Source organism: Ferrovibrio terrae (assembly GCF_943371255.1).
Classification (GTDB): domain Bacteria; phylum Pseudomonadota; class Alphaproteobacteria; order Ferrovibrionales; family Ferrovibrionaceae; genus Ferrovibrio; species Ferrovibrio terrae_B.
On record NZ_CALRUC010000012.1, the window covers coordinates 12,430 to 29,922 of the forward strand.

Annotated in this window: 12 protein-coding genes; 4 read left to right on the forward strand and 8 right to left on the reverse strand. The window is 63.7% G+C overall.

Annotated features, from left to right (window positions below; all coding sequences use genetic code 11):
* Positions 1-678: a hypothetical protein gene (locus AAG799_RS04575; protein ID WP_341894621.1), complete on the forward strand. Its 678-nt coding sequence runs from the start codon at positions 1-3 to the stop codon at positions 676-678.
* A 16-nt stretch (positions 679-694) separates the two neighbouring features.
* On the opposite strand, the gene kefC is transcribed toward AAG799_RS04575, so the two are convergent.
* The 3 genes from kefC to AAG799_RS04590 are packed head-to-tail and all read right to left on the reverse strand — an operon-like array spanning position 695 to position 3,897.
* Positions 695-2,500 carry a glutathione-regulated potassium-efflux system protein KefC gene (kefC, locus tag AAG799_RS04580; protein ID WP_341894622.1) on the reverse strand — a complete coding sequence of 602 codons (1,806 nt, stop codon included), beginning with the start codon at positions 2,498-2,500 and terminating at the stop codon, positions 695-697.
* Position 2,501: 1 nt separating this feature from the next.
* A complete protein-coding gene (locus AAG799_RS04585; RefSeq protein WP_341894623.1) occupies positions 2,502-3,113 on the reverse strand; it encodes an NAD(P)H-dependent oxidoreductase in 612 nt (203 codons plus the stop codon).
* Between the two features lie 22 nt (positions 3,114-3,135).
* Positions 3,136-3,897 carry an SDR family oxidoreductase gene (locus AAG799_RS04590; protein ID WP_341894624.1) on the reverse strand — a complete coding sequence of 254 codons (762 nt, stop codon included), beginning with the start codon at positions 3,895-3,897 and terminating at the stop codon, positions 3,136-3,138.
* Between the two features lie 111 nt (positions 3,898-4,008).
* On the opposite strand from AAG799_RS04590, the gene AAG799_RS04595 reads away from it, so the two are divergent.
* Positions 4,009-4,656: a DsbA family oxidoreductase gene (locus tag AAG799_RS04595; protein ID WP_341894625.1), complete on the forward strand. Its 648-nt coding sequence runs from the start codon at positions 4,009-4,011 to the stop codon at positions 4,654-4,656.
* A gap of 3 nt (positions 4,657-4,659) precedes the next feature.
* On the forward strand, positions 4,660-5,181 hold the full coding sequence (locus tag AAG799_RS04600; RefSeq protein WP_341894626.1) for a PAS domain-containing protein: 522 nt from the start codon (positions 4,660-4,662) through the stop codon (positions 5,179-5,181).
* Here AAG799_RS04600 and mfd read toward each other — a convergent pair whose 3' ends face one another.
* Together mfd and AAG799_RS04610 are read right to left on the reverse strand one after the other, a co-directional pair.
* Positions 5,182-8,718: a transcription-repair coupling factor gene (gene mfd / locus AAG799_RS04605; RefSeq protein ID WP_341894627.1), complete on the reverse strand. Its 3,537-nt coding sequence runs from the start codon at positions 8,716-8,718 to the stop codon at positions 5,182-5,184. It abuts the gene before it with no gap.
* A gap of 4 nt (positions 8,719-8,722) precedes the next feature.
* Positions 8,723-8,989, reverse strand: a complete 267-nt coding sequence (locus AAG799_RS04610) for a succinate dehydrogenase assembly factor 2 (RefSeq protein WP_341894628.1) — start codon at positions 8,987-8,989, stop codon at positions 8,723-8,725.
* A 108-nt stretch (positions 8,990-9,097) separates the two neighbouring features.
* Here AAG799_RS04610 and recG point away from each other — a divergent pair, with 108 nt between their 5' ends.
* Positions 9,098-11,209, forward strand: coding sequence for an ATP-dependent DNA helicase RecG (gene recG, locus AAG799_RS04615; RefSeq protein ID WP_341894629.1), 2,112 nt, complete (start codon positions 9,098-9,100; stop codon positions 11,207-11,209).
* Positions 11,210-11,400: 191 nt separating this feature from the next.
* Here recG and AAG799_RS04620 read toward each other — a convergent pair whose 3' ends face one another.
* The 3 genes from AAG799_RS04620 to AAG799_RS04630 all read right to left on the reverse strand — a co-directional run bounded on the left by AAG799_RS04620 (position 11,401) and on the right by AAG799_RS04630 (position 17,406).
* On the reverse strand, positions 11,401-13,638 hold the full coding sequence (locus tag AAG799_RS04620; RefSeq protein WP_341894630.1) for a methyl-accepting chemotaxis protein: 2,238 nt from the start codon (positions 13,636-13,638) through the stop codon (positions 11,401-11,403).
* Positions 13,639-13,846: 208 nt separating this feature from the next.
* Positions 13,847-15,862 carry an acetyl/propionyl/methylcrotonyl-CoA carboxylase subunit alpha gene (locus AAG799_RS04625; protein WP_341894631.1) on the reverse strand — a complete coding sequence of 672 codons (2,016 nt, stop codon included), beginning with the start codon at positions 15,860-15,862 and terminating at the stop codon, positions 13,847-13,849.
* Between the two features lie 11 nt (positions 15,863-15,873).
* Complete coding sequence (locus tag AAG799_RS04630) at positions 15,874-17,406, reverse strand: acyl-CoA carboxylase subunit beta (RefSeq protein WP_341894632.1); 1,533 nt, start codon at positions 17,404-17,406, stop codon at positions 15,874-15,876.
* Positions 17,407-17,493: the final 87 nt, after the last annotated feature.

Here is a 17,493-nt window from a genome sequence, read left to right on the forward strand (position 1 = left end):
ATGAGTGCCATGTCCACTGCCGCGTCCACGTCTGTCTTCGGCGATCTGATGAACGCCCACCAGACCGTCGCCAGCAATACGCCGGCGACCATCGCCGCGGCGAAATTCGCGGATTACCTTGAAGAAAAGCAGTCAGCCGGCACGCTCCCAAGTGTCGCGCCTGGCCGTTCCCCGACCCCGGAGCAGCTTACCAAGGTTCTATTCGGCACCGCTTACGACCCCGATACCAAAAGCGTCCGCCTAGAGAAACTTGCCGCCGAGGTCCAGAAAGGCACGGCAGAATTTGCCGGGCAGTTCAAGCAGCGCCTGGCCGCTTTTGGCATCGACCCGAACATGCCGGTCGAACTGAGCACCGGTGTCGATGGCCGCATCATCGTCGATAACAGCCATCCCAAGGCAGCCGAGATTGCCAAGATTTTCGCCGACGATCCGGTGCTCGCCCAGGCCTATCGCAATGTCGCCGCACAGAATGACCAGCTGACCCTGATGCAGGCCGGTGCCGCCTATGTGAAAGACTGGAATGCCGCCAAGACCGATGGTGAGCGCACGGCGCTGTGGAACCGTTACAGCACGCTGATGAACAAGATGACCAGCATGTTCAGCGGCCGCATCACCTTCGGCCCCAGCACCGTGGTGGCGGAAAGCCAGCAGATGCTGCGCCGCATGGGGCTGTCGTAAGTTAATCCCAGCCCGATTAATCCCAACCGAGGCCGCGCGCCGACTCCTGTGCCTTCTCGTCGGCTTCCAGATTCTGTTGCAATCTAGCCCGCGCCTGCCGCTGCAGCGTGATGCGCTTGTCGATGTCGTCGCCCCAATGGGCGTGCAGCTGCTGCAGCAGGGCCTCGTTATGCTGCTTGAAGGTCAGGGTCTTCTGCCGCGCCGCATAGGCCGTCTGACCGAGTGCCTTCAGGGTTTCCTCGCCCAGCCATAAGGCCGAGCGGAAGGTTTCGCGTTCGATCACCGGCACCTTGCGATTCAGCAGTTCCATCGCATGCGGCAGGTCACGGGCCCGTGCCACGATCTTGAGCTGGGGAAAATGCTTCTGCGCCAGGTCGACCAGCTGCAGCGAGGCTTCCTGGCTGTCGACCGCCACCACCAGCACCTTCGCCTTGGCCGCACCGGCGGCTTCCAGCAGGTCGAGCCGGGTGGCATCGCCATAGAAAACCTTGAAGTCGAAGCGGCGCAGAGTATCGATGATCTCGGAATCATGATCCAGCACCGTGACGCCGATGCGGTTGGCATAGAGCAGACGCACGACGATCTGGCCGAAACGACCAAAGCCGGCGACGATCACCGGGTTGCCCTCGTCTTCCGGCACATCATGCGGCCGGTCGTCGCCCCGCACGAAGCGCGGTTCGATCAGCTTGTCGTTCAGCACCACCAGCAGCGGTGCGGTCGCCATCGACAGGGCCACCACCACCGTCAGCAGCGCCACCGTATCCGCATCCATGATGCCGAAGCTGGCCGCGGAGCCGAACAGCACAAAGGCGAACTCGCCGCCCTGGGCCAGCAGGAAGACAAACAGCCAGGTCTGGCTCCACTGCAGGCGGGCGATACGGGCAATCGCCAGCAACACGACAGCCTTCACAGCGATCAGTCCCAGCACCATGGCCAACACTTTCACCGGATGGCTGAGCAGCAGGCCGAAATCCACCGACATGCCGACGGCAGTGAAGAACAGGCCGAGCAGAAGCCCCTTGAAGGGTTCGATGTCGGTTTCCAGTTCGTGGCGGTATTCCGATTCCGCCAGCAGCACGCCGGCCAGGAAGGCACCCAGGGCCATCGACAGGCCGGCCAGCTGCATCAGCAGGGCGATGCCAAAGACCAGCAGCAATGCGACAGCGGTGAACACTTCACGCAGGCCGGTATCGGCCACGATGCGGAACAGCGGCCGGGTCAGGAAGCGACCGCCGAAGATGATGATGCCGATGGCGGCCACGGCCTTGGCCGCGCCGATCCAGCCTTCGCTCTGTCCGGTCACCGCCGGCGCAACGGCCAGCAGTGGCAGCAGCGCCAGCATCGGGATTACCGCGATATCCTGGAACAGCAGGATCGAGAAAGCCGACCGGCCGCCCGGCGTGGTCAGCAGGTTGCGCTCTGTCAGCGGCTGCAAGGCAATGGCAGTGGATGACAGCGACAGGCCAAGGCCCGCCGCCAGTGCGACCTGCCAGGGCCAGCCGATCAGAATGCCCACCGTACCGAGCAGCACCGTGGTGCCAATCACCTGCCCGCCACCAAGGCCAATGATCGGCCAGCGCATCTGCCACAGCCGGCGCGGATTGAGTTCCAGTCCGATGACGAACAGCAGCAGCACGACGCCGAATTCGGAGAAATGCAGGATGGCCTCGACATCGACAATCAGCTTCAGGCCCCAGGGGCCGATCACGATGCCGGCGATCAGGTAACCCAGCACAGAGCCCAGCCCGAGCCGCTTGGCGATCGGCACCGCGATCACCGCCGCCGCCAGATAGATCACACCATTGAGAAGCAGGCCATCCATGTCAGCCGACCCGGTCGCTGGCCGGCACGGCCGGCGCTTCACAGCCGATGCAATTCTTCGGATGCGGGTAATCGATCAGCCATTGCCGGTAGGCGGCGGCATGTGCCGAGACTTCATCCGGTTTTTTCAGCCGGGCACCCTGTAACAGGAACGGTTCGCGATAGGTCATGCCGCAGAGCGCGGCCGAGCGCTCGAAAGGCCGCAGCAGTTCCGCCATGGTGATGCCGTTATAGCCTTCGGCGCGATAGGCTTCGTCGGGCCCACCGGTCGAGACCGCCTGGGCCAGTTCCTTGCCCTGCAGCGCCTCGCCGCCGGTACCATAGGCCCAGCCATATTCCAGCACCGCATCCATCCATTCCTTCAGCAGCGACGGGCAGGAATACCAGTAGAACGGATGCTGCATCACCACCACGTCATGGTCGAGCAGCAACCCCTGCTCATGCTTCACATGGATGAAGAAGTCCGGATAGGTCTCATAGAGATCGTGGAAGGTGACATGCGGCAGATCGCGCACCGCGTCAGCCATGGCGCGGTTGACGCGCGACAGGTGCGGATACGGGTGCGCGAACAGCACCAGGATTTTTGGCTTTTCCGTCTCCATCGCTGCGGTCACGCAATCCTCTTTCTGTGCAGCTTTAGGTTACCGTCAGACCGTCATCCGCCGCAATGATCGCTCCGTTGATGAACCGCGCCTCGCTGGAGGCCAACAGCATGATCAGGCCATCCAGATCCTTGGCGTCGCCCACCCGGCGGCGCGGCAGCATCTCGATCAGTTTCTGGCCGCCCGGCGTGGCCCAGTAATCCCGGTTGATCTCGGTCTCGATATAGCCGGGGCAGATCGCGTTGGTGTTGATGCCATAGCGTGCCCATTCCAGCGCCATCGCCTTGGTCATCTGCACCACAGCCGCCTTCGACATGCAGTAGACCGACAGCTGGCTCAGCACCTTGAGGCCCGCCACCGAGGCGATATTGATGATACGGCCTTCTGCCTTGCGCGCGATCATGTCCTTCGCCGCCGCCTGCGCGACAAAGAAGGCACCCTTGGTATTGGTGTTCATGGTGAAGTCGTAGTCATCCGGGGTCACATCGGTGATGCGGGCCTGCTTGCTCACCCCTGAATTGTTGATCAGGATATCCACGCCGCCGAGCCTGCCCGCGATCTCGGCGAAGGCACCCTGGATATTGTCATAATCATTCACGTCGAGCTTCACCGTGATGGCGGTGCCCCCATTGGCCGTGATCCGGTCCGCCAGGGTCTTGAGCCGGTCGGTCCGGCGCGCGGCCAGCGCCACCGCCGCCCCGGCACTGCTCAGAAGTTCGGCAAATCGCTCGCCCAGACCACTGCTGGCCCCGGTTACCACCGCCACTTTGCCCTTGAGGCTGATCCCCATGCTCATCGAATCCTCCCTGATTTTCCGTAACTTGGATGCTGGGCGCCCGGCGCAATTCGGTCAAGGCCCCGTCACCCGGGGCTGGCCTGATCGCCAGGCCTGCGCTACCGTTACGCCATGCGCATAGAAATTGTTTCCGACGTCATCTGCCCCTGGTGCTTCATTGGCAAACGCCGCCTCGAACAGGCTCTGGCCCAGCGGCCGGACATGGAGTTCGAGATCGGCTGGCGGCCGTTCCAGCTCAATCCGGACATGCCGCGCGAGGGTGCCGACCGTAAAAGTTATCTGGAAGCCAAATTCGGCGGCCCGGCCCGGGCAAAGGAAATCTACGCCCGGGTTTCGGCCGAGGGTGCCAAGGAAGGCATCGCCTTCAACTTCGATGGCATCAAGCGCACGCCCAATACCCTGGCTGCGCATAGCGTGCTGCGCTGGGCACTGACGACCGGTGTGCAATCCGAGCTGAAAGAGCGTCTGTTCAATCTCTATTTCATTGAAGGCCATGATATCGGCGATCATCAAGTGCTGGCCGATGCCGCAGCCGCCGAAGGCATGGATGGCGCCCTGGTCAAGACACTGCTGGACGAAGGCCGCGATGCCGACGTGATCCAGGACGAAGACAGGATGGCGCGGGAACTCGGGATCACCGGCGTGCCCTTTTTCATCTTCGAACGCAAATATGGTGTTTCCGGCGCGCAGACGCCCGATGTGCTGCTGGATGTGATCGACAAGATTTCAGCCGAACCCGCACAGGCGATCGAGGCCTGATCCGTGCAGGCCATCAGCCCAGCCATAATCCCGCAGAGTGCGCCCAGCCTCGGCTTCATCAAACAGGCAGACGAGGTGCAGGACTCCAATGTCCAGCAGTTTCTGCAGTTGTGGTTTGATGCCCGGGCAAATGGCCAGATGCCAGGCAAGGATTTCCTCGATCCCTTGCGTCTGCGCTTCCTGCTCGGTTCGTTATCCCTGCTGGAAGTGCAATCCGACCCGCTGCGCTTCCGCTATCGCCTGGTCGGCACCGATATCGTGCAGCGCCTGGGACATGAACTGACCGGGCACTGGCTCGACGAACATCCCGATCCGGCCTGGCGGCCCTTTCTGCTGAAAGGCGCCACCATGGTCCATCACGCCGCGATGCCGGTCTACGGCCATGTGCAGGCCCGCACGATGGGCCTGGACTGGCTGCTGGAAGTGGTGGCCGTGCCGTTGTTCGATGCCGATGGCAATGTCGCCTATATCGGCGCCGGGCAGAGCTTCCCGCCCTACAAGTCCGAAGCTTCCGGACGCGCCTGACTAGGCGACTTTTTTCTTCGCTTTGCCTGCGATCTCGGCCAACCGCAAGGCCGCATGCAGCACGCCTTTCAGGCGATCCGTCGGCTCCGGCCAGTCGCGCATCAGCACCACCTTGTGATCGGGCCGCAGCTTGGCGCCCCGTTCCGACTGGATGAACAGCACCAGACCGGCCGGGTCTGCGAATTTATTATCGCGGAAGCTGAGCGTCGCGCCTTTCGGTCCGGCCTCGATCTTCAGGATATTCGCCTCGATGCAGAACTTCTTGATCGCGACGATATCCAGCAGGTGATGCACCTCTTCCGGCAACGGCCCGAAGCGGTCGATCATCTCGGCGGCAAAGGCATCGATATCCGCCCGGCCATCCAGATCCGCAACACGGCGATAGAGCTGCATGCGCAGATTCAGGTCGGCCACATAGGTATCGGGGATCAGCACAGCCGTGCCGATCTGGATCTGCGGCGACCACTTCTCGGCCAGCGCGCTGGTATCCCCGCGCGCAGACGCCCGTGCCGCCACAATCGCCTCCTGCAGCATCTCCTGATACAGCTCGAAGCCAACCTCGCGGATATGACCGGACTGCTCCTCTCCCAGCAGATTGCCGGCGCCACGAAGATCAAGATCATGCGACGCCAGGGTGAAGCCGGCGCCCAGCGTGTCGAGACTCTGCAAGACGCGCAGGCGCTGCTCGGCCGAAGTGTTCAGCAGCCGGCCGCCCTGGTAGGTGAAATAGGAATAGGCGCGCAGCTTGGACCGGCCGACACGGCCACGCAGCTGATACATCTGCGCCAGACCGAACAGGTCGGCGCGATAGACCACCAGCGTATTGGCGGACGGGATATCCAGGCCGCTTTCCACGATATTGGTCGCCACCAGCACATCGTAGCGCCGGTCGTAGAAGGCATTCATCACATCGTCCAGATCGGTCGGCGCCATCTGGCCATGCGCCACCACGGCTTTCAGTTCCGGTACATGGTCGCGGATGAAGGCCATCGCGGTGTCGAGATACTCGATGCGCGGGCAGACAAAGAAACTCTGGCCGCCACGGAAATGCTCGCGCAACAGCGCCTCGCGGATCACCACCGTATCAAACGGCGTGACAAAGGTACGCACGGCCAGGCGGTCGACCGGCGGCGTGGCGATCAGGCTGAGTTCACGCACGCCAGAGAGCGCCAGCTGTAGGGTACGCGGGATCGGCGTAGCCGACATGGTCAGCACATGAACTTCGGCCTTCAGCTGCTTCAAGCGCTCCTTGTGCTTGACGCCAAAATGCTGCTCCTCGTCGATGATCAGCAGGCCGAGCCGCTTGAAGTCGATGTTTTTCGACAGCACCGCATGCGTGCCAATGACAATATCCACGGTGCCGTCGGCCAGGCCTTTTTTGGTTTCGGTGGCCGATTTCGCCGTGACCATGCGCGACAGTTGCTCGATCCGCAGCGGCAGACCACGGAAGCGCTCGAAGAAGGTTCTATAATGTTGTCGGCACAGCAGCGTGGTGGGGCAGACCAGAACCACCTGCTGGCCTGACATTGCGGCAGCAAAGGCCGCGCGTAACGCCACTTCCGTCTTGCCAAAACCGACATCGCCGCAGATCAGGCGATCCATCGGTTTGCCGCTGGACAGGTCGTCCAGCGTTTCCTCGATGGCGCGGGCCTGATCGTCGGTCTCGTCATAGGGGAAGCGGGCGCAGAATTCCTCGTACAGGCCTTCCTGCGGGATCACCCGTTCGCCCTGCCGCAACTCGCGCTCGGCCGCGATCTTCATCAACTCGCCGGCCATGTCCTTCAGGCGCTGCTTCATGCGCGCCTTGCGGTTCTGCCAGCCAACACCGCCGAGCTTGTCGAGCGTCACCTCGGCTTCGGGCGAACCGTAGCGCGACAGCATCTCGATATTCTCGACCGGGAGATACAGCCGGTCGCCGCCATCGTAATGCAGCAGTAGGCAATCATGCGGCGCGCCGGCCACATCCAGCGTCACCAGATCCTTGTACTGGCCGATGCCGTGATCGATATGCACGACATAATCGCCCGGCTGCAGGGCGCTGGCCTCGGCAATAAAGTTCTCGGCGCGGCGCTTCTTCTGGCGTGGCCGTACCAGTCGGTCGCCGAGGATGTCCTGTTCAGCCACCACATACAGGTCGGCAGCCTCGAAGCCATGCTCGATCGGCAGCACGGCAATGGCCGGCGTGGCCTTCGCGACTGTCTCGATATCACTCGCCGCCTCGATCGGCTGCGGCGCCGGCAGACCGTGATCCTTCAATACCAGTGCGAGACGATCACGCGCACCCGCCGAGAACGTGGCGAACAATACCCGCCGGCCCTGGCTCACCTGCTTGGCCAAGTGACCGCCCAGCGCGTCATAGACGCTGACCACGGCCGTTGTCTTTTCCGCCGCCTGTGCCGCCTGGGTCCGTTCGGGCGCGAAGTCGCGGCCCGGCCGGCCACCAATATCGACCACCTTCACATCCGGGCCGCCGACGGCGTCAAACGGATAAAGCTGGCCGACGGCAAATTTTTCCAGCCGTGAATTCCATTCGCCCGCCGTCAGATACAGCCGGTCGGGCGGCAACGGTTTATAGGGCGAGCCGCCCTCTTCCAGCCCGCGCTTCATCGCCGATTTGCGGGCGTCGTAATGATCCGCAATCGCCTTGAAGCGCTCGTCGGTCGCATCGCCGCTCAGGTGATCCAGCGTCACGCTGGCCTGCGGCACATAATCCAGCACGGTGGCCAGCTTTTCGAAAAACAGCGGCAGCCAGTGTTCCATGCCGATCTGGCGCCGGCCGGCCGACACCGCCTCATACAGCGGGTCTTCCTTGGTGATGGCGCCGAACAGCTCGCGATAGCCGCCACGGAAGCGCGCAATGGACTCCTCATCCATCGGCACCTCGCTCATGGCCGTGAGCGAGAGTTCGGTTACGGCATCAATGGTACGCTGGGTGGCCGGATCGAAGCGGCGGATGTTTTCCACCTCGTCGCCGAAGAAATCCAGGCGATACGGCGCATCGGTCCCCGGCGGAAACAGATCGACCAGGCCGCCGCGCACGGCATATTCGCCAGGCTCGTTCACCGTGGAAACGCGGCTATAGCCGTTACGGCTCAGATAGGAAATCAGGGTTTCCGGCTTGATGCGACCGCCCTTGGCGGCACGGAAGCCGGTCCCGGCGAACCAGCCCGGTTGCGGCAGGCGCTGGAGCGCGGCATTCACCGTGGTCAGCAGCAGCCAGGGCACATCCGGCCGTTCGCCCGCCAGGCGATTGAGCGTATCCATGCGCCGGGCAGCGATCTCGGCATTGGGCGAGACGCGGTCGTAGGGCTGGCAGTCCCAGGCCGGCAGGGTCAGGACGGGAAGTTCGGGGGCGAAGAATTTCAGCGCCGCTTCCAGCGTCGCCATGCGGGCATCGTCGCGGCAGACATGCAGCACGCCACGGCCCTTCTGCCGGGCAGCCAGGGCCACCAGCAGGCGCGCATCCTGCCCTTCCGGGCTGCCGGCCAATGCCCAGCGGCCCGGCCGGGTCAGGATATCCGGCAGCACGAATGTCATGGCATCAGAACTGTAATTTGTAAGCCTTCAGCAGCTTCATCACCCCGGTATCCAGATGCGGCGGCACCGGATCGCGGCCGATCGCCCAGGCATAAATCTGCGGGTCGTCGTAATTCTCCAGCAGGGCTTCATACTGGTCGAGTTCGACATCGGTGAAGGTCTGCAGATGCCGGCGGGCAAAACTGCCCAGCAGGATGTCGACCTCCTTCATGCCGGTATACAGGCTGCGATGCAGCAGCCGCTTGCGGCGGATCTCGATATCCTCGGCCATCTCTGGGGTGCCCTACCTGAGCGTACTGGGGGTGTTTCCGGAACTAGGGCAGGATATAGTACGCGAACCCTCGGATTCTCAAGGTTTACCCGGAAATTTCCCGACCCCATGCGCCCGGAATCGCTGTTTCCCGCCTTCGCCCCGATCACCAGCCTGAAAGGCTGCGGTCCCAAGCTGGCGCCACTGGTGGAAAAGCTGGTCGGCGGCGGCAGAGTCCTGGACCTGTGGTGGCATCTGCCCAGCGGCCTGATCGACCGGCGTTACCGCCCCGCGGTGGCCGAGGCCGAGCCGGGACGCATCGCCACATTGCAGGTGACCATAGAGCGCCATATCCCGCCGCGCACGCCGCGCCTGCCCTACAAGATTCTTTGCCATGACGGCAGCGGCAGGCTGACGCTGGTGTTCTTCAACGGCCGCGAAGACTTCCTCAAGCGCAGCCTGCCCGAGGGCGAAATCCGCGTGGTCAGCGGCACGGTCGAACTGTTCGACGGCCAGGTTCAGATGACGCACCCGGACCGCTTCGGCACGCTGGAAGAGATCGAACAGATGGCCGCCGTCGAACCGGTCTATCCGCTCACCGCAGGCGTGGCGCCGCGCACGCTGGGCAAGATCATCGATGGCGCGTTGGCCAAGACGATGGACTTGCCGGAATGGCTCGATCCGGCCTATCAGAAGCGCGAGGGCTGGCCCGGCTGGCGCGAGGCGCTGCTGACCGCGCACCGGCCGGAAAGCATGGCCGACCTGGAGAAAGACACGCCGGCACGGCAGCGGCTGGCGTTCGACGAGCTGCTGTCGAACCAGCTCGCCCTGCTGCTGGTGCGCCGCCGGCTGAAACGCCAGACCGGCCGCACCATCACCGGCGACGGCCGGCTGCGCGATGCGCTGGAAAAGCTGCTGCCCTGGCCGCTGACCAATGCGCAGCGGCAGGCCAATGCCGAAATCGCTGGCGACATGGCGAGCGAGCGCCGCATGCTGCGGCTGCTGCAGGGCGATGTGGGCAGCGGCAAAACCATGGTCGCGCTCAACGCGCTGCTGCTCTGCGTCGAGGGCGGCGCGCAGGCGGCATTGATGGCGCCGACCGAAATCCTCGCCCGCCAGCATGCCGAAACGCTGGAGCCCTATTGCAGCCAGCTTGGCGTGCGTGTCGCGCTGCTGACCGGCCGTGACAAGGGCAAGGCGCGTGCCGCCCTGCTGCAGCGGCTGGCCGATGGCGAGGTCGATATCCTGATCGGCACCCATGCGCTGTTCCAGGACGATGTAGTGTTCCGCGACCTGGCGCTGGCGGTGATCGATGAACAGCACCGCTTCGGCGTCAGCCAGCGGCTGGGTCTGGCCGCCAAGGGGCAAAGGGATAAAGGCGGCGTGGACATCCTGGTGATGACGGCAACGCCGATCCCGCGCACGCTGTCGCTGACCGCCTATGGCGACATGGATATTTCACTGCTGACGGAAAAGCCGCCCGGCCGCAGCCCGGTCGACACCCGCACGATTGCGTCCGACCGCTATCTCGACGTGGTTTCGGCGGTGACGCGCAAGATCAAGGCCGGCGAGCAGGTCTATTGGGTCTGCCCGCTGGTTGAGGAAAACGAACAGCTCGACCTTGCCGCCGCCGCCGAACGGCATTCGGCGCTGAAGCTGGCACTGGAGCCCGAGCTGGGCGAAGGCAGCATCGGGCTGGTGCACGGCAAGATGACACCGGGCGAAAAAGATGCCGCGATGGAGGACTTCAGCGCCGGCCGCGCCAAGCTGCTGGTTGCCACCACGGTGATCGAAGTCGGCGTCGACGTGCCCAATGCCACGCTGATCGTGATCGAGCATGCCGAGCGTTTCGGCCTGGCGCAGCTGCACCAGCTGCGCGGCCGGGTCGGCCGTGGCGGCAAGCCCGGCGCCTGCCTGCTGGTCTATTCCGGGCCGCTGGGCGAGACGGCCAAATCCCGCTTGAAGATCATCCGCGAGACCGATGACGGCTTCCGCATCGCCGAGGAAGATTTGCGCCTGCGCGGCGCCGGCGAGGTGCTGGGCACGCGCCAGAGTGGCCTGCCGGATTTCCGCGTTGCCGACCTCGCCGCCCATGCCGAGCTGCTGGTGGCGGCGCGCGACGATGCCCGGCTGATCCTGGAACGCGACCCCAAACTGGCCAGCGAGCGCGGTAAAGCCTTGCTGACGCTGCTTTATCTCTTTGAGCGCGACGCCGCGATCCAGTATCTGCAGTCGGGCTAATCGCGCCTGTTCAGTGCCAAGCGAGGCCTGTTGCCGGCCAATTGGAGCCAATGCGATCCCATTGGATGCCAATGCGATCCGATGGAATCCCGTTCGATCCGATGCGATCCCATCCGGAAAAACCGCGCTGCGGCACAGCTTCCCGCTCTGCTTCAGATAGGCAGCCCGGGAGCAAAAGCCAAGACCCGCGCCTACTCCGCCGCCAGCGGCAGCGGGATCACATTGCTCCGCGCCGACAGGCGGAAGAAGCCGACCAGTTCGGCCAGCTCCTGCGCCTGGCTGCTGAGGGCGCGGGCCGAGGCATGGGTCTCCTCGACCAGCGCAGCATTGCGCTGGGTCATGTCATCCATGCCGGCGATGGCATCGTTGATCTGGTCAAGCCCCTTGGCCTGTTCGCGGCTGGCGCCGGCGATCTCGGCCACGATGGCGGAAACCTGGCGGATCGACTGCACGATATCGCCCAGACTGGCGCCGGCTTCATGGGCCAGATCGGCACCGCTTTTCACTTCGGCATTGGAACGCGAGATCAGCGCCTTAGTCTCGCGCGAGGCATTGGCCGAGCGCTGCGCCAGTGCCCGCACCTCCTGCGCCACCACGGCAAAGCCCTTGCCGGCATCGCCGGCACGCGCCGCTTCCACAGCGGCATTCAGCGCCAGCAGATTGGTCTGGAAGGCGATCTCGTCGATCAACGCCATGATCTCGGAAATCTTGCGGGCACCCTGCTCGATGCGGTCCATCGCCTCGACCACCTGGGCCACCACCTCGCCGCCACGCTCGGCGTTCACGCGTGCCGCATTGGCCAGCCGGTCGGCATCCTGGGCATTCTCCGCATTCTGCTTCACCGTTGCCGTCACCTGGTGCATGGCGGCCGCGGTTTCCTCCAGCGCCGCCGCCTGCCCCTCGGTGCGATGGGCCAGATCCTCGGCGCCGGATGAAATCTCGCCCGAGGCATCGCGCACGGCATGGGTTGCCGTGCCCAGCCGGCCGGCAAAGTCCTGCATGCGATGGGCCAGGCCATTCACCGACTGCTTCAGCTCGGCAAAAATACCGCGATACTCACCATGCATGCTGCGTCCGACTTCGCCCTCGGCCAAAGCATGCAGCACACTGGACAGTTCCCCGATCACGGCAGCCAAGGTATCGGTCAACTGATTGATGCTCAGGCTGACCTCGCGGAAATCGCCATCCTTGCCATCCAGATCAAGCCGCCGCTGCAGATCACCGGCTGAAACCGCGCGTGACAGGGCGGCGATCTCGGCCGCCATGGCGCCTTCGCGCGCACGCTGCGCCTGCTGCTCGGCCATATGGGCGCGTTCGCGACGCTGCTCATCGGCCGCCATCGCGCGGCGCTCGGCTTCATGGCTGCGAAACACTTCATAGGCCCGCGCCATGGCGCCGATCTCGTCCTGGCGCACCGCATCGGGACTGGCGATATCGAGCTGGCCTTCAGCAAGGCCTTTCATCGCCTCGGTCATGCGCTGAATGGGCTGCAGAATGCCGCGCGCCACAATCACGCTAGCAATCAGGATCACCAGCACCATGGCCGCTGTCATGCCGGTCGAGATCAGGGCAATCTGGCCATGTGTGGCTTCTGCCTGGGCGCGCTCGGTGATTTCCGTGGCTGCGGCATGCTGCACCAGTGCCGCCAGCAGCGGCGCCATCGCATCGCGAACCCGCCGCGCTTCGATCTCGGCGGCAATCAGGTCATCGTTGGCAACCGCATAATCCTGCGCCGCCGCCCGGTAGGTCGCCTGCAGATCGCGCACCTCCTGCTTGACCGTGTCGAAGAACGGTGCGGATTTCAGCGTGGTGAGAAATTCACCCGATGCGCGCTCCAGATCGGCCTCAAAGGCCTGCCGGTCGCCACTGAGCGCATAGGCGACCTCGAAGCCGCGCATCTGCAGCATGGTGATGGTCAGCTGGTTGGCGATATCGAAGGTCATGCCCATGGCCTTGCCACGGATGTCTTCCAGCTTGTCCTGGAATGCCCGGCCGGCCTTCAGCAACTGGCCGCGGGCGCCGCTGTTGTTGTCGAAGCCGACCGTCTTCCGGGTCTCGATCAGGCGGCGGTTGATATCCTGCAGCGGAGCCGCCCTGTCCTGCAATTCGGCAAACCGCGCGGCGATCTCGCCGTGATTGCCGTTGCGCGCCTGGATGAGGGCGTCGGCGATGCCAGCGCCCTGCTGGACCAGCAGATCGGCCAGGCCCGCATCCTGACCGGCGACCAGGCGCTCGACCATCTGCTGCAGGGCGAGAAAGCGCTTATCCAGGCGTTCAGCCGTGATTTGCAATGTGCTGGCAGCCTGCACGCGCTGTTCCACCTCGGCCACGGCGCGACGCTCGTAAAAGGCCGCCGCAACCGCAACGGCGATGGCAAGAATGGCACCCAGGATGATGGCACCGATGCGATGGGCAATGGAGATACGCATACTCTGGTCCGGGCTGTCGTTTTTTTATGATCCAAGCCCTAGCGACCGCCGATGACAGCGCGGTGACATCTGCAAGATTTGTCGAGCTATACACAAGAAAAAAGCCCGCTGAGATCAGCGGGCTTTTGACTGAGTTGAATATGGATCGATCTGTTACGACGACAGGTCGAAGTCTAGCCGGAACCGGTGGGGTCGCCGCAGGGCAGCATCACGCGAATTCCAGGATCACCTGATCGACGGCGAGGCTGTCGCCCTTCTTGGCGTTGACCTTCTTCACCGTGCCGTCGCGTTCGGCACGCAGCACATTCTCCATCTTCATGGCTTCCACCACGGCCAGCGCCTGACCGGCCTTGACCGGCTCGCCCTCGGCCACGGCAATCGACACCACCAGGCCCGGCATCGGGCAGAGCAGATATTTCGACATGTCGGGCGGCAGCTTTTCGGGCATCAGCCGCGCCAGCGCGGCGGCCGCCGGCGTGCGCACGGCGATATCGAGTTCGGCGCCGCCATGCACGATGCGGGCACCGTCGGGGCGCGGCGTTACGCGCGCCACCACGGTGGCACCATTCACGGTGCCGCGGAAGAAGGGCTGGCCCGGCTTCCAGGCACTGCGCACCTTCAGCGCCTTGCCCGCCTTACCGCCTTCTTGGCCGACTTTGACATCGCAGCCGCCCTCGGCATCGCTGACGCTGAGCTTGTATTCGGTCTTGTTCAGCGTGGCGATCCAGTCGGCATCGGGTTCCCATTCCGGCAGGCCGAGCTTGCCGCCCAGATGACGGGCGCGCAGCTCGTTGCGGATATGGATCAGCGTCGCCACGGCGAGTGCCGCATTTTGGCGCTCCTCCGGCAGCACGGTGCCGCCATAGCCGTTCGGCCATTCCTCGGCGATGAAGTTGGTCGAGATATTGCCCGAGCGGAAGCGCGGGTGATCCAGCACGGCAGAGAGGAAATTGACGTTATGGCCGATGCCGGCGATCCAGGTTTCGTCCAGCGCCGCCGACAACGTGGAGATCGCCTCGGCGCGATCCTTGCCATAGGAACACAGCTTGGAAATCATCGGATCGTAGAACATGCTGATCTCGCTGCCTTCCACCACGCCGGTATCGTTGCGGATGACGGCGGATTCATCGGCAGTGCGCCAGCGCGCCAGGCGGCCGGTGCTGGGCAGGAAGCCGCGCAGCGGATCTTCGGCATAGATGCGAACCTCGACGGCCCAGCCATCCAGTTTCACATCCTGCTGTTTGATGCTGAGAGTCTCACCGGCGGCGACACGGATCATCTGTTCGACCAGATCGATGCCGGTGATCAGTTCGGTGACCGGATGCTCCACCTGCAGGCGGGTGTTCATCTCCAGGAAATAGAAGCTGCGGTCGGGCCCGACGATGAATTCCACCGTGCCGGCGCTGTCGTAGTTCACGGTCTTGGACAGCGCGACGGCCTGTTCGCCCATCGCCTTGCGGGTCTTCTCATCCAGGAACGGACTCGGCGCTTCCTCGACCACTTTCTGGTGACGGCGCTGGATCGAGCATTCGCGCTCATGCAGGAAAATCACGTTGCCGTGCTTGTCGCCCAGCACCTGGATTTCGATATGGCGCGGCTGCTCGATGTATTTCTCGATGAAGACGCGATCATCGCCGAACGAGTTTTTCGCCTCGTTGGTCGCCGAAGAAAAGCCCTGCGCCACTTCATCGGCCGAGCGCGCGATGCGCATGCCCTTGCCGCCACCGCCGGCGGAGGCCTTGATCATCACCGGGAAACCGATCTCGGTGGCGATCTTCACGGCCTCGTCGGTCGAGGCAATGGCGCCCAGATAACCCGGCACCGTGGAGACGCCCGCCTTCTGCGCCAGCTTCTTGGACTCGATCTTGTCGCCCATGGCGTAGATCGCATCGGGATTGGGGCCGATGAAGGCGATACCCGCCTCTTTCAGCGCCGCGGCAAACTTGCGATTCTCGGACAGGAAGCCATAGCCCGGATGCACGGCCTGGGCGCCGGTCTTTTTGCAGGCAGCAACGATCTTCTCGATCACCAGATAGCTTTCGGCCGCCGCCGGCGGGCCGATATGCACCGCTTCATCGGCCATGCGCATATGCAGCGCGCCGTCATCGGCATCGGAATAGACCGCCACGGTCTTGATGCCGAGCCTGCGGCAGGTCTTGATGACGCGGCAGGCAATCTCGCCACGGTTGGCGATCAGGATCTTGTCGAACAATTTATTAGCCATGATCTCTGATCTCACAACGGAATGTTGTCGTGCTTCTTCCAGGGATTTTCCAGCTTCTTGTCGCGCAGCATGGCGAGCGAGCGGGCAATCCGGAAGCGCGTATTGTGCGGCATGATCACATCGTCGATGAAGCCGCGATGGCCGGCGACGAAGGGATTGGCGAACTTCTGGCGGTATTCCTCGGTGCGGGCCGCGATCTTGTCGGCATCGCCGATTTCGCCGCGGAAGATGATCTCCACCGCGCCCTTGGGACCCATCACCGCGATTTCGGCCGAAGGCCAGGCGTAATTGACGTCGCCGCGCAGATGCTTGGAGGCCATCACGTCATAGGCGCCGCCATAGGCCTTGCGCGTGATAACGGTGACCTTCGGCGTCGTCGCCTCGGCATAGGCGAACAAAAGCTTGGCGCCGTGCTTGATGATGCCGCCGTATTCCTGCGCCGTGCCGGGCAGGAAGCCGGGCACATCGACGAAGGTGACGATCGGAATGTCGTAGCAGTCGCAGAAGCGCACGAAACGCGCGCCCTTGCGCGAGCTGTCAATATCCAGGCAACCGGCCAGCACCATCGGCTGGTTGGCGACGATGCCCACGGTCTGGCCGCCGATGCGGGCGAAACCGGTGAGGATGTTCCTGGCGTAGTTTGGCTGAATCTCGAAGAAGTCGCCCTCGTCGACCACCTTCTCGATCAGCTCCTTCATGTCATAGGGCTTGTTCGGATTGGGCGGCACCAGGGTATCGAGCGAGGCTTCCTGGCGGTTGACCGGATCCCAGGTCTCGCGATGCGGTGCCTTCTCGCGGTTGTTCAACGGCAGGAAGTCGAACAGGCGGCGGGTCTGCGCCAATGCCTCGACGTCATTCTCAAAGGCGTTGTCGGCAACGGAAGACTTCGTCGTATGTGTGATGGCGCCGCCGAGCTGTTCCTGCGTCACCACCTCCTGCGTCACCGTCTTCACCACATCAGGGCCGGTGACGAACATGTAGCTCGAATCCTTCACCATAAAGATGAAGTCGGTCATCGCCGGCGAATACACCGCGCCGCCGGCGCAGGGGCCCATGATGACGGAAATCTGCGGCACCACGCCCGATGCCAGCACGTTACGCTGAAACACCTCGGCATAGCCGGCGAGGCTGTCGACGCCTTCCTGGATGCGGGCGCCGCCTGAATCGTTGAGGCCGATCACCGGTGCGCCGGCCTTCATCGCCGTATCCATGATCTTGCAGATCTTGCCGGCATGGCTGGCCGACAGCGAACCGCCGAACACGGTGAAATCCTGGCTGAACACGAAGGTGGGGCGGCCATGGATGGTGCCGTAGCCGGTGACGACGCCATCGCCGGCCACCTTCTGCTCGGCCATGCCGAAATCGGTGCAGTCATGTTCAACGAACATGTCCCACTCCTCGAAGGAGCCGGGATCGAGCAGCAGCTCAAGCCGTTCGCGTGCGGTCAGTTTGCCCTTGGCGTGCTGGGCCTCGATACGCTTCTTGCCGCCGCCTGCGCGGGCCTGGGCGCGCTTCTCTTCCAACTGCCGGATAATGTCCTGCATGAAACTCCCCGTATTGGCGCTCTATGACTGGGCCGTGACAACCGCCATAGCATATCGCGCGGCGCGGCAAAATAGCTTGCGCTGCAG